16 protein-coding genes and 1 other annotated feature are annotated in these 16,859 nt (G+C 51.0%); of the genes, 6 read left to right on the top strand and 10 right to left on the bottom strand.

The features are described 5' to 3' along the window. The first annotated feature begins 89 nt into the window (after nt 1–89). Entirely contained in the window at nt 90–665 is a 576-nt protein-coding gene (satP, locus tag OI69_RS06390) for an acetate uptake transporter (RefSeq protein WP_015841790.1), read from the top strand. A 95-nt stretch (nt 666–760) separates the two neighbouring features. On the opposite strand, the gene OI69_RS06385 is transcribed toward satP, so the two are convergent. Together OI69_RS06385 and mog are read right to left on the bottom strand one after the other, a co-directional pair. After that, nucleotides 761–2,098 (bottom strand): MFS transporter, encoded by a 1,338-nt coding sequence (locus OI69_RS06385; RefSeq protein ID WP_039347590.1) that lies wholly within the window; start codon nt 2,096–2,098, stop codon nt 761–763. Between the two features lie 123 nt (nt 2,099–2,221). Continuing rightward, complete coding sequence (mog, locus tag OI69_RS06380; RefSeq protein ID WP_039347588.1) at nt 2,222–2,809, bottom strand: molybdopterin adenylyltransferase; 588 nt, start codon at nt 2,807–2,809, stop codon at nt 2,222–2,224. Nucleotides 2,810–3,176: 367 nt separating this feature from the next. On the opposite strand from mog, the gene OI69_RS06375 reads away from it, so the two are divergent. Then, complete coding sequence (locus OI69_RS06375; RefSeq protein ID WP_039347586.1) at nt 3,177–4,265, top strand: GGDEF domain-containing protein; 1,089 nt, start codon at nt 3,177–3,179, stop codon at nt 4,263–4,265. Between the two features lie 67 nt (nt 4,266–4,332). Here the strand turns inward: OI69_RS06375 and tal are convergent, their stop codons facing one another. Continuing rightward, nucleotides 4,333–5,286 carry a transaldolase gene (gene tal / locus OI69_RS06370; protein ID WP_010300491.1) on the bottom strand — a complete coding sequence of 318 codons (954 nt, stop codon included), beginning with the start codon at nt 5,284–5,286 and terminating at the stop codon, nt 4,333–4,335. A gap of 301 nt (nt 5,287–5,587) precedes the next feature. Here tal and yaaA point away from each other — a divergent pair, with 301 nt between their 5' ends. Next, a complete protein-coding gene (gene yaaA, locus OI69_RS06365; RefSeq protein WP_039347584.1) occupies nt 5,588–6,361 on the top strand; it encodes a peroxide stress protein YaaA in 774 nt (257 codons plus the stop codon). Nucleotides 6,362–6,745: 384 nt separating this feature from the next. On the opposite strand, the gene thrC is transcribed toward yaaA, so the two are convergent. From thrC to OI69_RS06345, 5 genes are all read right to left on the bottom strand, one after another. Next, entirely contained in the window at nt 6,746–8,035 is a 1,290-nt protein-coding gene (gene thrC / locus OI69_RS06360) for a threonine synthase (RefSeq protein ID WP_039347581.1), read from the bottom strand. Nucleotides 8,036–8,038: 3 nt separating this feature from the next. Next, nucleotides 8,039–8,968 (bottom strand): homoserine kinase, encoded by a 930-nt coding sequence (thrB, locus tag OI69_RS06355; protein ID WP_039347576.1) that lies wholly within the window; start codon nt 8,966–8,968, stop codon nt 8,039–8,041. 2 nt (nt 8,969–8,970) lie between these two features. Further along, the gene (gene thrA, locus OI69_RS06350) at nt 8,971–11,430 is read right to left on the bottom strand and encodes a bifunctional aspartate kinase/homoserine dehydrogenase I (RefSeq protein WP_039347573.1); all 2,460 of its coding nucleotides are present in this window, start codon (nt 11,428–11,430) and stop codon (nt 8,971–8,973) included. A 91-nt stretch (nt 11,431–11,521) separates the two neighbouring features. Next, nucleotides 11,522–11,637, bottom strand: a sequence feature (Thr leader region). Then, nucleotides 11,576–11,644: a thr operon leader peptide gene (thrL, locus tag OI69_RS20395; RefSeq protein ID WP_014916714.1), complete on the bottom strand. Its 69-nt coding sequence runs from the start codon at nt 11,642–11,644 to the stop codon at nt 11,576–11,578. (Overlaps the previous feature by 62 nt.) Before the next feature lie 211 nt (nt 11,645–11,855). Continuing rightward, complete coding sequence (locus OI69_RS06345) at nt 11,856–12,542, bottom strand: tRNA/rRNA methyltransferase (protein WP_039347570.1); 687 nt, start codon at nt 12,540–12,542, stop codon at nt 11,856–11,858. Nucleotides 12,543–13,281: 739 nt separating this feature from the next. Here OI69_RS06345 and arcA point away from each other — a divergent pair. After that, nucleotides 13,282–13,998 (top strand): two-component system response regulator ArcA, encoded by a 717-nt coding sequence (arcA, locus tag OI69_RS06340; protein WP_039347567.1) that lies wholly within the window; start codon nt 13,282–13,284, stop codon nt 13,996–13,998. A 56-nt stretch (nt 13,999–14,054) separates the two neighbouring features. On the opposite strand, the gene creA is transcribed toward arcA, so the two are convergent. Then, nucleotides 14,055–14,537: a protein CreA gene (gene creA / locus OI69_RS06335; protein ID WP_039347564.1), complete on the bottom strand. Its 483-nt coding sequence runs from the start codon at nt 14,535–14,537 to the stop codon at nt 14,055–14,057. A 205-nt stretch (nt 14,538–14,742) separates the two neighbouring features. Between creA and robA the strand changes: the two genes are divergently transcribed. Further along, nucleotides 14,743–15,630, top strand: a complete 888-nt coding sequence (gene robA, locus OI69_RS06330; protein WP_039347561.1) for an MDR efflux pump AcrAB transcriptional activator RobA — start codon at nt 14,743–14,745, stop codon at nt 15,628–15,630. On the opposite strand, the gene gpmB is transcribed toward robA, so the two are convergent. Continuing rightward, complete coding sequence (gpmB, locus tag OI69_RS06325) at nt 15,619–16,269, bottom strand: 2,3-diphosphoglycerate-dependent phosphoglycerate mutase GpmB (RefSeq protein WP_039347558.1); 651 nt, start codon at nt 16,267–16,269, stop codon at nt 15,619–15,621. The two genes, robA and gpmB, sit on opposite strands and share 12 nt — an antisense overlap. Nucleotides 16,270–16,319: 50 nt before the next feature. On the opposite strand from gpmB, the gene yjjX reads away from it, so the two are divergent. Then, the gene (yjjX, locus tag OI69_RS06320; protein ID WP_039347555.1) at nt 16,320–16,859 is read left to right on the top strand and encodes an inosine/xanthosine triphosphatase; all 540 of its coding nucleotides are present in this window, start codon (nt 16,320–16,322) and stop codon (nt 16,857–16,859) included.

Below are 16,859 nucleotides of genomic sequence, written 5' to 3'. Positions count from 1 at the left end.
CCTATCCCAACGTGATTGGCGCATTCACTAACCTGAATGCCGCAGCCGACGCGAAGGGACTATTAATAATCTGTTATTGCAGAGGATTTATGAGCACGAACACGTTGGCAAATCCTGGTCCATTAGGACTGATGGGCTTCGGGATGACCACTATTCTGTTGAACCTGCACAACGCAGGCTTTTTCCCGCTGTCTTCCATCATTCTTAGCATGGGTATTTTCTACGGCGGTATTGCCCAGATTCTGGCTGGCCTGCTGGAATATAAAAAAGGCAATACGTTTGGCGTGACCGCGTTTACGTCTTATGGCGCTTTCTGGCTGACGCTGGTTGCTATTCTGATGCTGCCGAAAATGGGTCTGGCGGAAGCCAGCGATGCCCAGTTCCTTGGCGTTTTCCTTGGCCTGTGGGGCATCTTCACGCTGTTTATGTTCTTCGGCACCTTCGGCACCAACCGCGCCCTGCAATTTGTGTTTGGCAGCCTGACCGTGCTGTTTGCTCTGCTGGCTGTGGGTAACTTTACCGGCAACCACGCGCTGCTGACCTTTGCGGGTTACGAAGGCATCATCTGTGGTGCAAGCGCCATTTATCTGGCAATGGCTGAAGTGCTGAACGAGAAGTTTGGCCGCAGCGTCCTGCCAATCGGTTCATGTGGCGCGTCCCACTAAGTTCTGATGCGATAGGCGCGATCTGTCAGCAATCGTGACGTTACAGGCTAGCGCGCCCTGTCAATTTGGCAGGGCGCGTTTTTTTATGGCGGGACTTAAACTTCTACGGTCGAACGATGATGAGCGTCGCTATCGATTGCAGTACGCGAATCAGCATCCAGATCGCGTTGCAAATAAACACCTAACAGCAACCCTACAGCGGCCAGTGTCAGCACATAGAATGCTGGCGCCAGCGGCGTTGCTTTCATGATTAATGTGACAAAGACAGGCGTCAGCCCGCCGAAAATGGCATAGGAAACGTTGTAGGAAAACGAAATCCCCGAGAACCGCACTGCCGCCGGAAACGCCCGCACCATAACATAAGGCACGCATCCCACCACGCCCACGCTGAGTCCGGCAATCGCATAGCTGACAAACAGTAGCGTCGTACTGCTTGCTGCTGAGCTGTAAAAGAACCCACTGCATGCGGCCAACAACAGGCTGCCGATAATAAACAACTTGCTGGCACCAAAGCGATCCACCAACAACCCGGCACCGACACATCCCACCATCAACGCAATCGTTGCCAGACAGTTCGCCTGTAATGCCAGCGCGGCGGGAATACCGTGGACTTTTTGCAGGTAGGTCGGGGCCATCAGGATAACAACGACGATGCACGCAGACAGCAGCCAGGTCAGCAGCATTGATACAACCACCGCACGTTTATGATTCAGAACAACCGATTTTAGCGGTAGCTCTGCCGCCAGCTTTTTCTGTGCCTGCATTTCCATAAAAATCGGCGTTTCCTGCAACCAGCGGCGTAAATACATGGCGACAAGGCCGAATACCCCACCAATGAAGAATGGCAGACGCCAGCCGCCGCCCGACATCTGTTCTGGCGTCAGCACCGTATTCAACAATGTTGCAATCAATGACCCCAGCAGAATCCCCATCGTTAATCCAGCCGTCAGCGTACCGCAGGCAAAGCCAATACGTGCACGAGGCACATGTTCAGCAACAAAGACCCACGCACCGGGGACTTCCCCACCGATTGCGGCACCTTGCAGCACACGCATTAACAGCAGTAAAAGCGGTGCGGCAATACCAATAGTTTCATAGGTCGGTAGCAAGCCCATTGCCAGCGTCGGCAACGCCATCAGCAATATGCTCAGGCTGAACATTTTCTTACGCCCGCTTTTATCACCAAAGTGCGCCATGATGATGCCGCCAAGCGGGCGAGCCAGATAGCCTGCGGCGAAAATGCCGAACGTCTGCACCTGCCGCAGCCATTCGGGAATATCCGGTGGGAAGAAGAGATCGCCAATCACGGCGGCAAAGAAGACAAAAATAATAAAATCGTAAAACTCTAACGCGCCGCCCAGCGCCGCCAGAGACAGCGTTTTGTAGTCCTGCCGATTTAACCGACGCGGCTGGGCCTGTTGATTCTGAGTCATAAGTTACCGTGCATTGCCAGAGTGAGAAAAAACCTCACCGCAGTGTGTAAAGTATAAATTACTATATCGGCAAAATTTTTATACACCAGCAAAGCTGAATCTTATGTTTCAAATCGGCTAACTTCAGTCTTTTATTTTGCGTACGGCATTTTTAGGGCGAAAAGCTGCTACCACCGCCGCATTGGTTTCGATGTAAGGGCCTTCCAGCAGTTGGATACAATACGGTACGCTGGCAAAAATACCGGCCACAATCACCTTACCATCGGCATCTTTTAAACCCTCTAGCGTTTCCTTAATCGACTTGGGCTGCCCAGGTAAGTTGAGAATCAGCGCCTGTTTACGCAGCACGCCGACCTGACGAGAGAGGATTGCGGTAGGAACAAAGCGCAGGCTGATCTGCCGCATTTGCTCGCCAAACCCCGGCATTTCTCGATCGGCAACGGCCAGCGTAGCATCCGGCGTAACATCACGACGTGCCGGCCCCGTTCCCCCGGTTGTCAGCACCAGATGACAACCGCGTTCATCCACCAGCTCACACAGGGTTTGTTCAATCATTGGCTGTTCATCCGGCACCAGTCGAGTTTCCACTTCAAAAGGCGTGGTCAATGCGGTAAGGAGCCAGGATTCCAGCTCTGGGATGCCTTTATCCTGATAAACTCCGTTAGACGCGCGGTCAGATACGGAGACCAATCCAATACGCAATACGTTCATAAGCACCTCAGTCTACATAAAACACTAATTTTATCAGGACATTGAACGCGTTTAACAAACAATTAGCTCGTATGAGGAGATTCACACTGCATCCGTTATTTAACGCCATAGGGGTATTGATTTTGATAATAATTATTAAATATCGTCTCAAAAAAGCCAAAAAATCACCAACACCGCTACGCAATTAAAATTTAAGGCTAGTCGACTCATAAAAAAGATCGCTTACCCATTAAGAACGTACGAAATAAGTTGATAGATTAAAGGATATCTGTCGCGACAGAGCACACGTTAAATCGAATAATATGATAAAATCAAAGCACTTCTTTAGCATCAGAATAAGTAAAAAAGCCCTATAAAGGAAGTCACCATGAACGACCTTAAATACACTATTCTAAAATTTTTTGCTCACCCGACATACGTCTTTTTTCTGTTCGGGGCTGTTTCCTTTATTGCTACCATCACCACTATGCACGAGTCAGATAAGAACATCTGGCAAGCAGAACGACATAACCTCGATACCACCATTAAGACGTATGAATCTTATGGTGCAGGGGGAGAAGTCACAGAGAACGATATCACACGAGAAACGGGCAGCTATGTATCAACTCGCGTGAGGACATGGGTATTTAATACACGCGATACCCATCATGAATGTATTAATCGATTATCCTCATCCGATCTCACATTTAATGATATGAATATCATTCGCCTTTGCCAGAATAAACTCCCCTCTATTGGAGAATTTGCAGGAAAAGGCACTATCACGATCATTTTCCCTATTCTCTCTCCTACTGATGACTTATTAGGAATTCGTATTAGAACGACTTCCGAGACAACCCATCCTTCACTCTTTGATAGTTTGTCATCATTCAGCGATGCCATCTCCATCCTGAGCATTGTGCTACTGTGTGCCATCTCAGGTATTTTACTCTCGCTGCTGACGAAAAAATATTTGGTGGAATTACCCATCATCGCGCGCTTCGACGACCTCACCGGTTATTTACGGCGAGATGCGTTCTTTCTGGCCGCGAATAAAGCCTTTAGTATAGCTAACCTGACCAGGCGGCCTGTCAGCGTCATTCTCATCGATATCGACCACTTTAAACAGGTGAATGATAGCTTTGGTCACAGCGTCGGTGATGAGGCACTGAAATTTGTTGCCGACATCTTCAAAAAATCATTTCGCCGCGAAGATTTGTTTGGCCGTATTGGCGGTGATGAATTTGCCATCGTATTCCCGAATACCGGAATCGGCGATGCATACACCATCGTGGATAAAGCAAGAGAGCGCTTGAGCGACACCCCTTGTGAAACCGCTGCGGGGAAAATCAGGCTAACGGTGAGTATCGGACTGGTGGAATATCACATCTCAGGGGAAGATCTCAGCGAGGTCATGAAGCGGGCCGATGATAATCTTTATGTCGCAAAGAAAACCCGTAACGCGACAGCGAAATAGGCATCCTTCCCCCAGACACAGATAACCATAGCCGGAAAACGATCCGGCTATGGTATCGACAGAATGTTTACAGTAAATCTGCGATCATCTTTTCCAGTTTTTCCTGGTCGATAGCAAACTTACGGATCCCGTCGGCAAGTTTGTCAATCGCCATGGGGTCCTGATTGTGCTGCCAGTAGAACTCGGCTTCCGTCATTTTCGCCGGACGAACTTTCACGTCACCGACGTAAGACAGCTTGCGAACCACTTCACCTTCGCTTTCTGACAGCTCTTTCAGCAGGGCTGGCGCGATCGTCAGACGGTCACAGCCAGCCAGTTCCAGAATCTCACCGACGTTACGGAAGCTCGCACCCATCACGACGGTTTCATAGCCGTGCTCTTTGTAGTAGTCGTAGATTTCGCTAACGGAAACCACGCCTGGATCTTCATGCGGTGCGAATTCTTTCTTATCGCCATTGGCTTTGTACCAGTCAAGGATACGGCCAACGAACGGGGAAATCAGGAACACGCCCGCTTCCGCACAGGCACGCGCCTGCGCAAAGGAGAACAGCAGCGTCAGGTTACAGTTGATGCCTTCTTTTTCCAGTTGCTCCGCCGCGCGGATGCCCTGCCAGGTTGAAGCCAGTTTAATCAGGATACGCTCGTTGCTGATGCCTGCGTCGTTGTACAATTTGATCAGATGTTTGGCCTTCGCCACACTCGCTTCAGTGTCATAAGACAAACGCGCATCCACTTCTGTGGAGATGCGGCCTGGGATCAATTTTAAAATTTCGAGACCGATATTAACCGCCAGTTTATCCGTGGCATCCACGACCTGCTGTTTGCGATCGCTGCTCTGCTCACGCGCCCAGGCAATCGCCTCGTCGATCAGCTTGCGGTATTCAGGAATTTGCGCCGCGTTCAGAATCAGTGAAGGGTTGGTGGTCGCATCTTGCGGTTGGTACAGTTTCATTGCCGCAATATCGCCGGTATCAGCTACAACCGTGGTCAGTTGGCGTAGGGAAGTCAATTTATCCGTCATGTTGGCATGTCTCGTTGTTTATACGTGGTGCTTGTGAATGAAAATAGCTCGTATATGAATCGACTGGTTATCTAATCGGGTGGCTATCTGTTTTGCGCCGAAATCTGATAATAACACGCGCGTTTTCCCGCGCAAGCCAGCCTTTTCCTACTCGTGTCTGCAACAACGATTGCAGATTAACATTATGCTTTTCCAGCGTCCTCAAACCTAAAAGACGGGACGTATTATAGCTATCGCCGTTTTCTTACGGTGTTCTTGCTATAGTAGGGCCATCTGAAATCAGACCGACAGGACATGGCATATGCTTATTACGATTTCACCTGCAAAAACGCTCGACTACACCAGTCCTTTGGCAACGACGCGTTATACCCAGCCAGAACTTCTGGACTATTCCAGCCAGTTGATTGACGTATGTAAAAAACTGACGCCAGCGCAGATCGCCTCTCTGATGAGCATCAGCGATAAACTGGCAGATCTAAACGCGGGTCGGTTTAGCGAATGGCACCCAGACTTCACGCCAGAAAATGCGCGTCAGGCGCTGCTGGCGTTTAAGGGCGACGTTTATACCGGATTAGCGGCAGAAGATTTCAGCGAGGAGGATTTCGATTTCGCACAGCAGCACTTGCGTATGCTGTCAGGTTTGTATGGCGTGTTGCGCCCACTGGATTTGATGCGGCCCTATCGGCTGGAGATGGGCACCAAACTGGAAAATAAAGCCGGTAAAGACCTCTACCATTTCTGGGGCGACACCATCACTGAAAAACTGAATCAGGCGCTGCGCGATCAAGGGGATGAGGTACTGATTAATCTGGCATCGGACGAGTATTTCAAAGCCGTTAAACCGAAAAAGCTCAATGCCCGCCTGATCAAGCCCGTCTTTTTGGATGAGAAAAACGGTAAATTCAAAGTGATCAGCTTCTACGCCAAGAAAGCGCGTGGCCTGATGAGTCGTTTCATTATTCAAAACCGCCTGACGCAACCGGAACAGTTGAAAGCATTTAATCTGGACGGTTACTTCTTCGAAGCGACAGACTCTTCGGCCGATGAACTGGTGTTCAAGCGCCACGAGCAGTAATTTATTTTTACGAATATCCGAGCCCCTTTTCAAGGCGATTGCTTATACACAAGTAAAGAAAGGTATCGCGGATTTTGCCGTTATCCGGCGTAAAGAATTATGCAGAGGTGGGAATGAACACCGAGTGAGCGGCATGGAGGCCGCGAAAGCCAGTGTCGCGTCGGGAACGCGTCACTGGCGGCTCGAATAGTGGTCATGACCGCCGATGGCACCGCGTCAGCGGCATAATTTGCGCCGAAAGCCTGGGGTCACGGGGCGAGCGGCGTTTGAGCCGCCTCGTGTCGGGCGCGTGCTATGAAATAGCATGAAAATAGCAGCGCTATCGCGCACGAAACGCCCCCTCAATCCGCATACACACTACGACTAAAAAGCCCTACAGCAACCTTATTTCGGCAGAGCCATCAGGAACTCACGCAGCTTCGCGAAATCATCCGGGAAGTTGTGCGACAGCAGATCCAGATCGGCACGCTCGGCCAAGGCTTCTGGCAGATCCAATTCTTTGCCCAGAATAGCTTCTACGCTTTCTTTGAATTTCGCCGGATGCGCCGTACCCAGGAACAGGCCGAACTCACCCGCTTGCAACTGATCGCGCAGCAGACGATAGGCAATCGCCGCATGCGGCTCAGAGACATAGCCTAAGGCATCCAGCTCATGCATGGTCGCTTTCGTGGTCTCATCGCTCACCGCGCCGAACCCCAGCGTTTTCAACTGCCAGTTTTTACGACGGAACAGCTCTTCCACACGCGGCCAGTTGTTCGGCTGGCTGACGTCCATCGCGTTAGATAACGTTGCCACCGTTCTATTCGGTTCCCAATTTCCGCTGCTCAGGAAACGCGGCACGGTGTCATTGGCGTTGGTCGCCGCAATGAAACGTTTAATCGGCAGTCCCAGCGATTTAGCCAACAAACCTGCGGTCAGATCGCCGAAGTTACCGCTCGGCACAGACACTACCAGTTGGTTGCGCGCTTCCTGCGGAAGCTGTGCAACCGCTTCAAAATAATAGCAAATTTGCGCCAGCAGACGGCTGATATTGATGGAGTTCGCTGAGTTCAGGCCAATCGCCTTTTTCAGTTCCTCATCATCGAATGCCTTTTTCACCAACGCCTGACAGGCATCAAAATCACTGTCAATGGCGATGGTATGAATGTTACCACCCAGCGTACAGAACAGTTTTTCCTGCAACGGGCTGATCTTGCCTTGCGGATACAGGATCACGACACGGACATTTTCCAGACCGTAGAACGCATGCGCTACCGCCGCACCCGTGTCGCCAGACGTCGCCGTCAGAATGGTAATTTTTTCGTCGCCGGAGACTTCCGTCAGCATTTGCGCCATAAAGCGGCCGCCGAAGTCTTTAAAGGCCAGCGTCGGGCCGTGGAACAATTCCAGCGCAGCGATATCTTCTGCGACAGGTGCAACCGGCGCCGGGAACGCGAACGCGGCTTTTACACGCTCGAACACGGTTTCGGCCGCGATCTCATCGCCGATATACGCAGACAGAATGCGGCTGCTACGGGTGACAAAATCCAGATCCAATAGCGCATCAATTTCAGTGCGCTCAAATTCTGGCAGCTCCAGCGGGAAGAATAGCCCTTGCTGGCTACCCAGCCCTTGCTTGATAGCCTGAGCAAAACTGACCTGCTCGTTATGATCTTTAAGGTTGTACAGTTTCATGCATTATCCCAGTTGTCGTGCGCCAGTCGTATCAAGACGGCAAATATGAACAAAACCTTCATCATTCTGTAAATAGTTATCCCGTAGCCAGTCAGCCATACGCTGTGCGCTCGCCATGTCGTTACAGACAGAGAATAACGTTGGACCGGAGCCGGAAATACCGCAGGCTAGCGCCCCAATATCTTCCGCCGCCTGACGCGCAGCGGCAAAGCCAGGCAGCAGTTTAGTACGATAAGGCTCCGCGATGACATCTTTCATCAGTTTCGCCGCCAGCGCGGCTTGCCCGGTATGGCAAGCGTGGATAAAACCAGCCAGATAGCGACCGTGGCTAATGCAATCCTGACGACGATACTGGGCAGGCAGAATCGCACGCGCTTCGGCGGTGGAGACTTTAATCCCCGGATACGCCATGACCCACAGCCAGTCATCAAACGACGGCACAGGCTGGCTGATAATACCGTTTTCTTCCAGCATCAGTTGGACGCCACCGAGGAAGCAAGGGGCCACGTTATCGTAGTGAACGCTGCCGGAAATGCGTCCTTCCAGTTCACCCATTAGCGTAAGCAGACGGGTATCATCCAACGGTTTGCCGCAAAATTCGTTCATCGCCATTAACCCGGCGACGACAGAACAGGCGCTGGAACCTAGCCCTGAACCAATCGGCATATTCTTTTCAAGCGTCATCGCCACGGGGACGGTTTTGCCAATTTCCTGACAGAAGCGTTCCCAACATTGATACACAATGTTTTCTTTCGGGTTGTCCGGCAGCTTGCTGACAAAACGCCCTTCATTACGCAGGCTGAACAGATCGGCGGCCTCAACAGAAACGCAATCTCCCAGCAGTGAACCGTCTACCGGCGAAACGGCCGCACCCAGCACATCAAACCCGACGCTGACGTTACCGATTGATGCAGGTGCATACACCTTAACCATAATTATGCTCCCAACTTCCATGACAAGGTGCGCAGCAGATCTGCGAACACACCAGCAGCGGTAACATCGTTACCCGCACCATAACCGCGCAACACCAGCGGCAGTGGCTGATAATAACGGCTGTAGAATGCCAGCGCATTCTCGCCATCTTTGACTTTAAACAACGGATCGTTGCCGCCAACGGCACTGATCTTGACCTTACAGCGACCGTCTTCAATCACGCCGACATAGCGCAACACTTTACCTTCATCGCGCGCTTGTGCAACACGGCTGGCAAACTCATCGTCTACCGTCGGCAGGCGTTGCATGAAGCTGGCGACATCGCCGGAAGCATCAAAGCTGGCAGGCAGAACGGATTCCACCTCAATATCACCCAACTCCAACTGATAACCCGCTTCACGCGCCAGAATCAGCAGCTTACGCGCCACATCCATACCGGACAGATCGTCACGCGGATCGGGTTCGGTGTAGCCTTTCTCTTTCGCCTGCGTGGTCGCTTCCGACAGCGACATGCCTTCATCGAGTTTACCGAAAATAAAGGACAGCGAGCCAGAAAGAATACCGGTAAAACGAATCAGTTCATCACCCGCATTCAGCAAGTTTTGCAGGTTTTCAATCACCGGCAGGCCTGCGCCGACGTTGGTGTCATACAGGAAACGACGGCGGGACTTCGCTGCGGCGCTACGCAGTTGGTGATAGTAGTTCATCGACCCGGTGTTGGCTTTCTTGTTTGGCGTCACGACATGGAAACCGTCGGCGAGGAAATCCACATACTGATCGGCCACCGCCTGGTTCGAGGTACAGTCAACGATGACCGGATTCAGCAGGTGGTACTCTTTAACCAGACGAATCAAACGGCCCAGATTGAACGGCTCGCGGGCTTTCGCCAGTTCTTCGCGCCAGTTGTCCATCGAAACGCCGTTAATATTGGTCAGCATGGCTTTAGAGTTGGCAATCCCACACACGCGCAGATCGATATGCTTGTCTTTCAGCCACGGCTGTTGACGGTGGATCTGCTCCAGTAACGCGCCGCCCACCCCACCGACACCGATCACAAACACGTCGATCACCTGATCGGTATTAAACAACATCTGGTGCGCGACGCGCACCCCGGTCGTCGCGACATCGTTGTTCACCACGACGGAAATGGAACGCTCGGATGAGCCTTGCGCAATCGCCACGATATTGATATTGGCCGTCGCCAACGCCGAGAACAGACGCGCAGACAGGCCGCGCAGCGTGCGCATACCGTCACCCACCACAGAGAGAATCGCCAGACGTTCCATCACATCCAGCGGCTCCAGCACGCCTTCTTTCAGTTCCAGATAGAATTCGTCTTCCAGCGTTTTTCTCGCACGCGCCAGCTCATTTTGCGAGACGCAGAAGCTGATGCTGTATTCAGAAGAGGATTGCGTGATCAGCACCACCGAGATACCTGCACGCGACATCGCCGCAAACACGCGCGCCGCCATGCCGACCATGCCTTTCATACCGGGGCCGGAGACGTTGATCATCGCCATATTGTTCAGGTTGGTGATGCCTTTCACCGGATACTGCGTATCAGAGCTATCCATGCCGATGAGCGTGCCGGGAGCCTGAGGATTTTCGGTGTTTTTGATAAGGCAGGGAATCTGGAACTGGGCGATGGGAGCGATGGTACGAGGGTGGAGGACTTTGGCACCGAAATAGGACAGTTCCATCGCCTCCTGATAGGACATTGATTTCAATAATCGGGCATCGGGCACCTGACGCGGATCGCAGGTATACACGCCGTCAACGTCAGTCCAGATTTCACAACAATCCGCACGTAAACAGGCAGCCAGTACCGCGGCGGAATAGTCGGAACCGTTGCGCCCCAGTACCACCAGTTCGCCTTTGTCGTTACCCGCCGTGAAGCCCGCCATCAGGATCACATGGGCTTTCGGGATGGCGCTTTCCGCAATGCGGCGAGTCGATTCCGTGATATCCACGGTGGATTCGAGATAATGCCCTTGCGCCAGCAATTTCTCGACCGGATTGATGACCGATACACCATAACCACGCGCCTGAAAAACGGCTTCCATGATGGCGATAGACAGCTTTTCTCCTCGGCAAATGATTGCGGCGTTCACGCTATCCGGGCATTGTCCCAGCAGCGCGATGCCATGCAGAACATGTTTCAGTTGGGCGAATTCTTGATCCACAAACGCTTTCAGGCGAGCATGATCAAAACCGGGTTGAGACTCGGCCAGCCCTTGTAAGAGAGAGGAGAAAATAGTTTCGGCATCGTTCAAATTCGGCAGAATATCTTGTCCGGCGACGGTTTTCTCGATCATAGCAACCAGATGGTTGGTAATCTTCGCTGGTGCAGACAATACAGCGGCCACCTGTCCCTGACGCGCGTTGTTTTCGATAATGTCGGCAACGCGTGTAAAACGCTCCGCATTCGCTACTGAAGTCCCGCCAAATTTCAACACTCGCATTTTTATCTGTTCTCCTGAATTTCTGCCAACCAAACGCCGGAAGCGTTTTTTGTATGCCGCTTGCAGGCGGCGCTGAAGGATAACCTGCCGTAAAAAAAAAGCCCGCACTGTTCGGTGCGGGCTTTTTCTGGAATCTTTATATGCGTCAGCCCGCACCGTTACTGGTTGTATCGGTGATGGTAATAATCGTGGTGATTAGGCTGATAGTACGCATGGTAAAATCGAATCTCATTAGAAGTAGAGTTATCTGCCCTATTAGTTAGGCCAATCGCCCTGTGAAGTCAACGGATTTCTTTTTTTTCTTCTCGCCGAACAAAAAACACTGCCCGTTAAACCCACTGCCTAAATCGTCATAAGCGGGATGAAGCATTGCCAAAATACACGTATCAAAATGTTCGACTGGCAAAGAAGCCATCTCTGCTATCTTATTTCGACAATTTTTTTTCGATATCGTGTAGCAACCGATGGAGCATCGCCGTGTCGCGCTGCTCTAAACGTCCCAGACGCTGATGCAGCCAGTCGCGCAGCTTTTCATCATCCTCAACGGCCAGGTTGATCAACAGCCGATCTAACCGATCATGCAACGCCGACAGTTGCCCTACCGCCGCAGGCGGCGCGGTTTCTGGTTTGACCTGCATGAGTTCAGCCAGTTGATAGCAGTACACCATCACCGCCTGACCAAGATTCAGCGAAGGGTAATCCGCTTTCATCGGCACGCCAGTCAACACATCGGCCAGTTCAAGTTCTTCATTCGTCAGGCCAGTATCTTCCCGACCAAACACCAACGCCGCAGACGCCATCCATTGCACCTTTTCCTGCAACACGTCGGTCAGTTCGGCTGGCGTGCAATAATAGCGAAATTTAGCGCGGCTGCGCGCGGTCGTCGCGACGGTAAAATCAACATCCGCCAGTGCTTCAGCCAACGTGGAAAACCTTTGTACGTTATCCAGAATATCCCCCGAACCGTGTGCCACCCAACGGGCCTCAGGTGCCTGATGCACAGTGCTACCGACAATACGTAAGCTGGTGAATCCCATCGTTTTCATCGCACGGGCTGCCGCCCCTACGTTCTCTGCCCTAGCGGGCTCAACCAAAATAATGTGGAACGACATAAACTCCTCAGTATGGGTTACATAGGTGTTGACGCTACTGCATTTCGCCACCAAACAGCACAACCCTATAATCGATAACGATTTATTGCTGGCTACGATTTATTGATAACCATCATTTGTTGATAACGACAGTGAAAAAATTAACAATAAGCCAACAAATCTTCTGGCATCAACTCGACCTTCGGTAGGAAACATCCGTAAATCCAAAAAATGCACGAGGAGAAAAACCGTAAAAAACAAGGTAAATCATTTAATTTCAGAAGGTTATAAAAACATTGGTGTCTGTATAGTGTCAATTATGATTATTGGCATTTACTATGCTAAATCGTTCATAAAAAATGCTAAATTGTGACGTAAACTAGCAATCCTATAAGTGTTTATCACAAAATAGTTAACGTGCTAAAATGAAATTTGATATATGTCAACAGAACCGTAGATTTATCAGCAGGCAAAATCAGTGCTTACTGTTATGTTGCTGTTAATAAGGTTAAACTGTGCGCCACTTTGAGCGCAGTTAAATTAGCGCCACGCTCACCCACTAGCAGTACCCCTAAGCGGGTAGAGCATGAACACCAGTAACGCATTTATGTACTTGAGTCTGACGTTGAGCGAGAGCGTATGTTTACCTCGATAAGCTCCAAGGAATACCCAGATAATGGCATTGTAGTCAGCAGGGTATGACAGCGACTTCTGTACTTCCGATTTCTATAATTTAAGTTGGCAATTTTAGGTAGCAAACATGCAGACGCCGCACATTCTTATTGTTGAAGACGAGTTGGTAACCCGTAACACCCTCAAAAGTATTTTTGAGGCAGAAGGGTACGTTGTTCACGAAGCCACCGATGGCGCAGAAATGCACCACATTTTGTCAGAAAATGACATCAATTTGGTGATTATGGACATCAACCTGCCTGGGAAAAATGGTCTATTACTGGCGCGCGAACTGCGCGAACAAGCCACCGTTGCCTTGATGTTCCTCACCGGTCGCGACAATGAAGTCGATAAGATCCTCGGTCTGGAAATCGGTGCGGATGACTACATCACCAAACCATTCAATCCGCGTGAATTGACGATCCGTGCACGCAACCTGCTGTCACGTACCATGAATCTGGTCAGCGGAACAGAAGAGCGTCGTCTGGTAGAAAGCTATCGCTTCAACGGCTGGGAACTGGATATCAACAGCCGCTCTCTGATTAGCCCAGCAGGCGAACAATATAAGCTGCCGCGCAGTGAATTCCGCGCGATGCTGCACTTCTGCGAGAACCCAGGCAAGATTCAGTCTCGTGCCGAGTTGTTGAAGAAAATGACGGGCCGCGAACTTAAGCCGCACGACCGTACTGTTGACGTGACTATCCGTCGTATCCGTAAGCATTTTGAATCAACCGCCGATACGCCGGAAATCATCGCGACAATCCACGGCGAAGGTTACCGCTTCTGCGGCGATCTGGAAAATTAATGCCCCTCAGCCGGAACAGGCTTCTGTTCCGGCTGTTTTTCCCTTCTTAGCGCATGTTATTCACTCTTTCCCCACGGCATTACTGGCACCGCGCTTAGCGCATTTTTTGGCGAACCATCGACTAATCGATCAGAGTAAGCAAGATAGATCAGCGAATTACGCTTTTGATCGTAAAACCGCACCACCTGTAACTTCTTAAAGACCAGCGATGTTCTTTTCTGGAAGACCACAGAGCCACGAGTACCGCCGTTTTTAATTTTATCAGACAGCGTAATCGGCCCAACCTGCTGGCAGGAAATCGCCGCATCCGACGTGTCTTCCGCTAACCCTAGCCCGCCTTTAATGCCACCGGTTTTGGCTCGGCTAATGTAGCAGGTCACATTTGATACATCAGGATCGTCAAACGCTTCCACCACGATCTTATGATCCGGCCCCAGCAGTTTAAAGACCGTATCGACCGACCCAACTTCTTCCGCATTAGCAACGCCAACAGAGGACAGCATTAGCAGCCCCACACTCATGATTCGCTTTATGTTCATATTTCAGGCTCTGTGATAATTCATGACAAACAATTAATAACCCTAATCGAAAAGAGGATGTACAACATAAATAGCTTTGATAATCCTCCTTATCCAAATTACCTGCGGAATATTTTCAAAAATCTTCGGCAGTACCAAAGTGAAAATATTGCTATGATGCAGAAGTTCAATACGTTCGCGCTCAATGTGTTTAATGGGGAAGATTATGGATCAAGCCAGTATCATACGTGACTTGCTTAACTGGCTAGAAAGCCATCTCGATCAACCGTTATCACTGGATAATGTGGCGGCGAAAGCAGGCTATTCCAAGTGGCATCTGCAAAGAATGTTCAAAGATGTCACAGGCCATGCCATTGGTTCATATATCCGAGCGCGGAGATTGACCAAATCCGCCGTTGCACTTTGTCTGACTAGCCGCCCTATTCTTGATATTGCCTTGCAATACCGCTTTGATTCACAACAAACCTTTACCCGCGCGTTCAAAAAACAGTTTGCCAAAACACCAGCGTCTTACCGTCGTTCCGATAATTGGAATACTTTTGGCCTTCATCCACCGATCCGGCTCGGTGAGTTTTCCTTGCCACAGCCGCAGTTTGTTGTCTTACCAGGAACGCAGTTAATTGGGCTAACGCAAACCTATAATTGTCGCCTGGAGCAAATTTCTAACTTCCGTACCGAAATTCGCCTCCACTACTGGCGTCAGTTTCTGGGAGAAACCCGCAGCGTCCCTCCCGTGCTTTACGGATTACATCATTCACGTCCCAGCAAAGAGAAAGACGACGAACACGAGGTGCTCTACACCACCGCGCTGGAACCACAGTATCTGCCGGATAATGTCCACACCGGCGAACCCATCACGCTACCGGGCGGCGATTACGCCATGTTTGTGTTTGAAGGGCCGACAGACGAGTTGCAGGATTTTATTATCACGCTGTATGACACCTGTTTGCCGACCTTCCAGCTCACGCGCCGCAAAGGGTTCGACGCCGAGCGTTTCCATCACGATCGCGATCGCGACGAGGAAATACCCACGACTATCCGCTGCGAGTATTTTATCCCCATCCAGTATGCTGAGCCGCTGTCAGCGCTGTAGCTCGTCGAGTGCCGGAATATCCAGATGAGAGATATCTCCGGCCGTTTCCACCACCCACCCCGGCGCCAGCCACGGGCTGTGTTGATAGTCAATGCGTGATAAGGAACAGTTACGCAGCCGCAGACGCCGCTCAGCCGATGCGGGTAACCCCAGCACCGTACTCAGCAGACACCCCAGCGCCATCCCGTGGCTCACCAGCAGTGGACGGCTGCCCGCGGGTAATGTCAGACAACGCTCCAGAACGCCGTGCATACGTAGTGCAGCATCCCCCATCGATTCGCCTTCCGGGATGCGACCATCGGGCGTGCCATCCACCAGCCTTTTACGCCACCCTTCTTCCTCGGCGGTCAGTGAATCCAAATCGCGAGCTTCCAGCACGCCCATGTTCAATTCACGTAGTCCAGGATCCAGGATTATCTGGCAATCCCTACAGGATTTAGCGATGATCTCTGCCGTCTGGCGCGTTCTTCCGAGATCGCTGGTAAAAATATGCGTAATCCCTAGCGTCCTGATTCGTTCAGCAGCCTGCTGTGCCTGTTGCTCACCTCTTGGCGTCAGTGCACTGTCCGATTGACCTTGAATACGTCGAGCCACATTCCATTCTGTTTCGCCGTGGCGAACAAGATATACCTGTAACATGGTTATTTTCCGTTATACTGCGTCAAATTAACTAAAGGTACGAAACTGTTATGTATCACGTTGTCGCTGCAACTACCAACCCGGCAAAAATTAAGGCTATTACGCTGGCATTCACCGATGTCTTTGGTGCAGATAACTGCCGCATCGAAGGTGTTGACGTCGATAGTGGCGTCCCACGCCAGCCTCTCGGCTCTATCGAAACCCGTACGGGTGCCAGAAACCGCGTCATGATGGCACGCCAGGTACGACCAGAAGCCGATTTCTGGGTCGGTGTCGAAGCCGGCATTGAAGAAAGTATGACTTTCGCCTGGATGGTCATCGAAAATGCCCACCTGCGTGGCGAGTCACGCTCTGCAAGCCTGGTCCTTCCAGAAAGTATATTACATGGTATTCGTGAAGGGCGGGAATTAGGTGATGAAATGGAACGTTTAACAGGCGTTCAAAATATCAAACATAAAGGGGGTGCCATAGGCGTCTTCACCGACGGCAAATTGTCACGTACCAGCGTGTATCATCAGGCGCTGCTGCTGGCGCTGGTGCCATTTCATAACCCGATCTATCAGATTCCCGTTCAGACAGCGAAACCGTAA

The sequence above is a fragment of the Pectobacterium fontis genome (assembly GCF_000803215.1).
GTDB classification, from domain to species: Bacteria; Pseudomonadota; Gammaproteobacteria; order Enterobacterales; family Enterobacteriaceae; genus Pectobacterium; species Pectobacterium fontis.
This window is presented reverse-complemented; position numbering and strand designations above follow the sequence as displayed.

Coding starts and splice junctions, on each gene's coding strand:
- OI69_RS06345 (WP_039347570.1), bottom strand. CDS start 12,542: ATGTCGTTCCACATTATTTTGGTTGAGCCCGCTAGGGCAGAGAACGTA.
- satP (WP_015841790.1), top strand. CDS start 90: ATGAGCACGAACACGTTGGCAAATCCTGGTCCATTAGGACTGATGGGC.
- arcA (WP_039347567.1), top strand. CDS start 13,282: ATGCAGACGCCGCACATTCTTATTGTTGAAGACGAGTTGGTAACCCGT.
- OI69_RS06385 (WP_039347590.1), bottom strand. CDS start 2,098: ATGACTCAGAATCAACAGGCCCAGCCGCGTCGGTTAAATCGGCAGGAC.
- mog (WP_039347588.1), bottom strand. CDS start 2,809: ATGAACGTATTGCGTATTGGATTGGTCTCCGTATCTGACCGCGCGTCT.
- OI69_RS06375 (WP_039347586.1), top strand. CDS start 3,177: ATGAACGACCTTAAATACACTATTCTAAAATTTTTTGCTCACCCGACA.
- thrA (WP_039347573.1), bottom strand. CDS start 11,430: ATGCGAGTGTTGAAATTTGGCGGGACTTCAGTAGCGAATGCGGAGCGT.
- gpmB (WP_039347558.1), bottom strand. CDS start 16,269: ATGTTACAGGTATATCTTGTTCGCCACGGCGAAACAGAATGGAATGTG.
- thrB (WP_039347576.1), bottom strand. CDS start 8,968: ATGGTTAAGGTGTATGCACCTGCATCAATCGGTAACGTCAGCGTCGGG.
- yaaA (WP_039347584.1), top strand. CDS start 5,588: ATGCTTATTACGATTTCACCTGCAAAAACGCTCGACTACACCAGTCCT.
- yjjX (WP_039347555.1), top strand. CDS start 16,320: ATGTATCACGTTGTCGCTGCAACTACCAACCCGGCAAAAATTAAGGCT.
- thrC (WP_039347581.1), bottom strand. CDS start 8,035: ATGAAACTGTACAACCTTAAAGATCATAACGAGCAGGTCAGTTTTGCT.
- robA (WP_039347561.1), top strand. CDS start 14,743: ATGGATCAAGCCAGTATCATACGTGACTTGCTTAACTGGCTAGAAAGC.
- tal (WP_010300491.1), bottom strand. CDS start 5,286: ATGACGGATAAATTGACTTCCCTACGCCAACTGACCACGGTTGTAGCT.
- creA (WP_039347564.1), bottom strand. CDS start 14,537: ATGAACATAAAGCGAATCATGAGTGTGGGGCTGCTAATGCTGTCCTCT.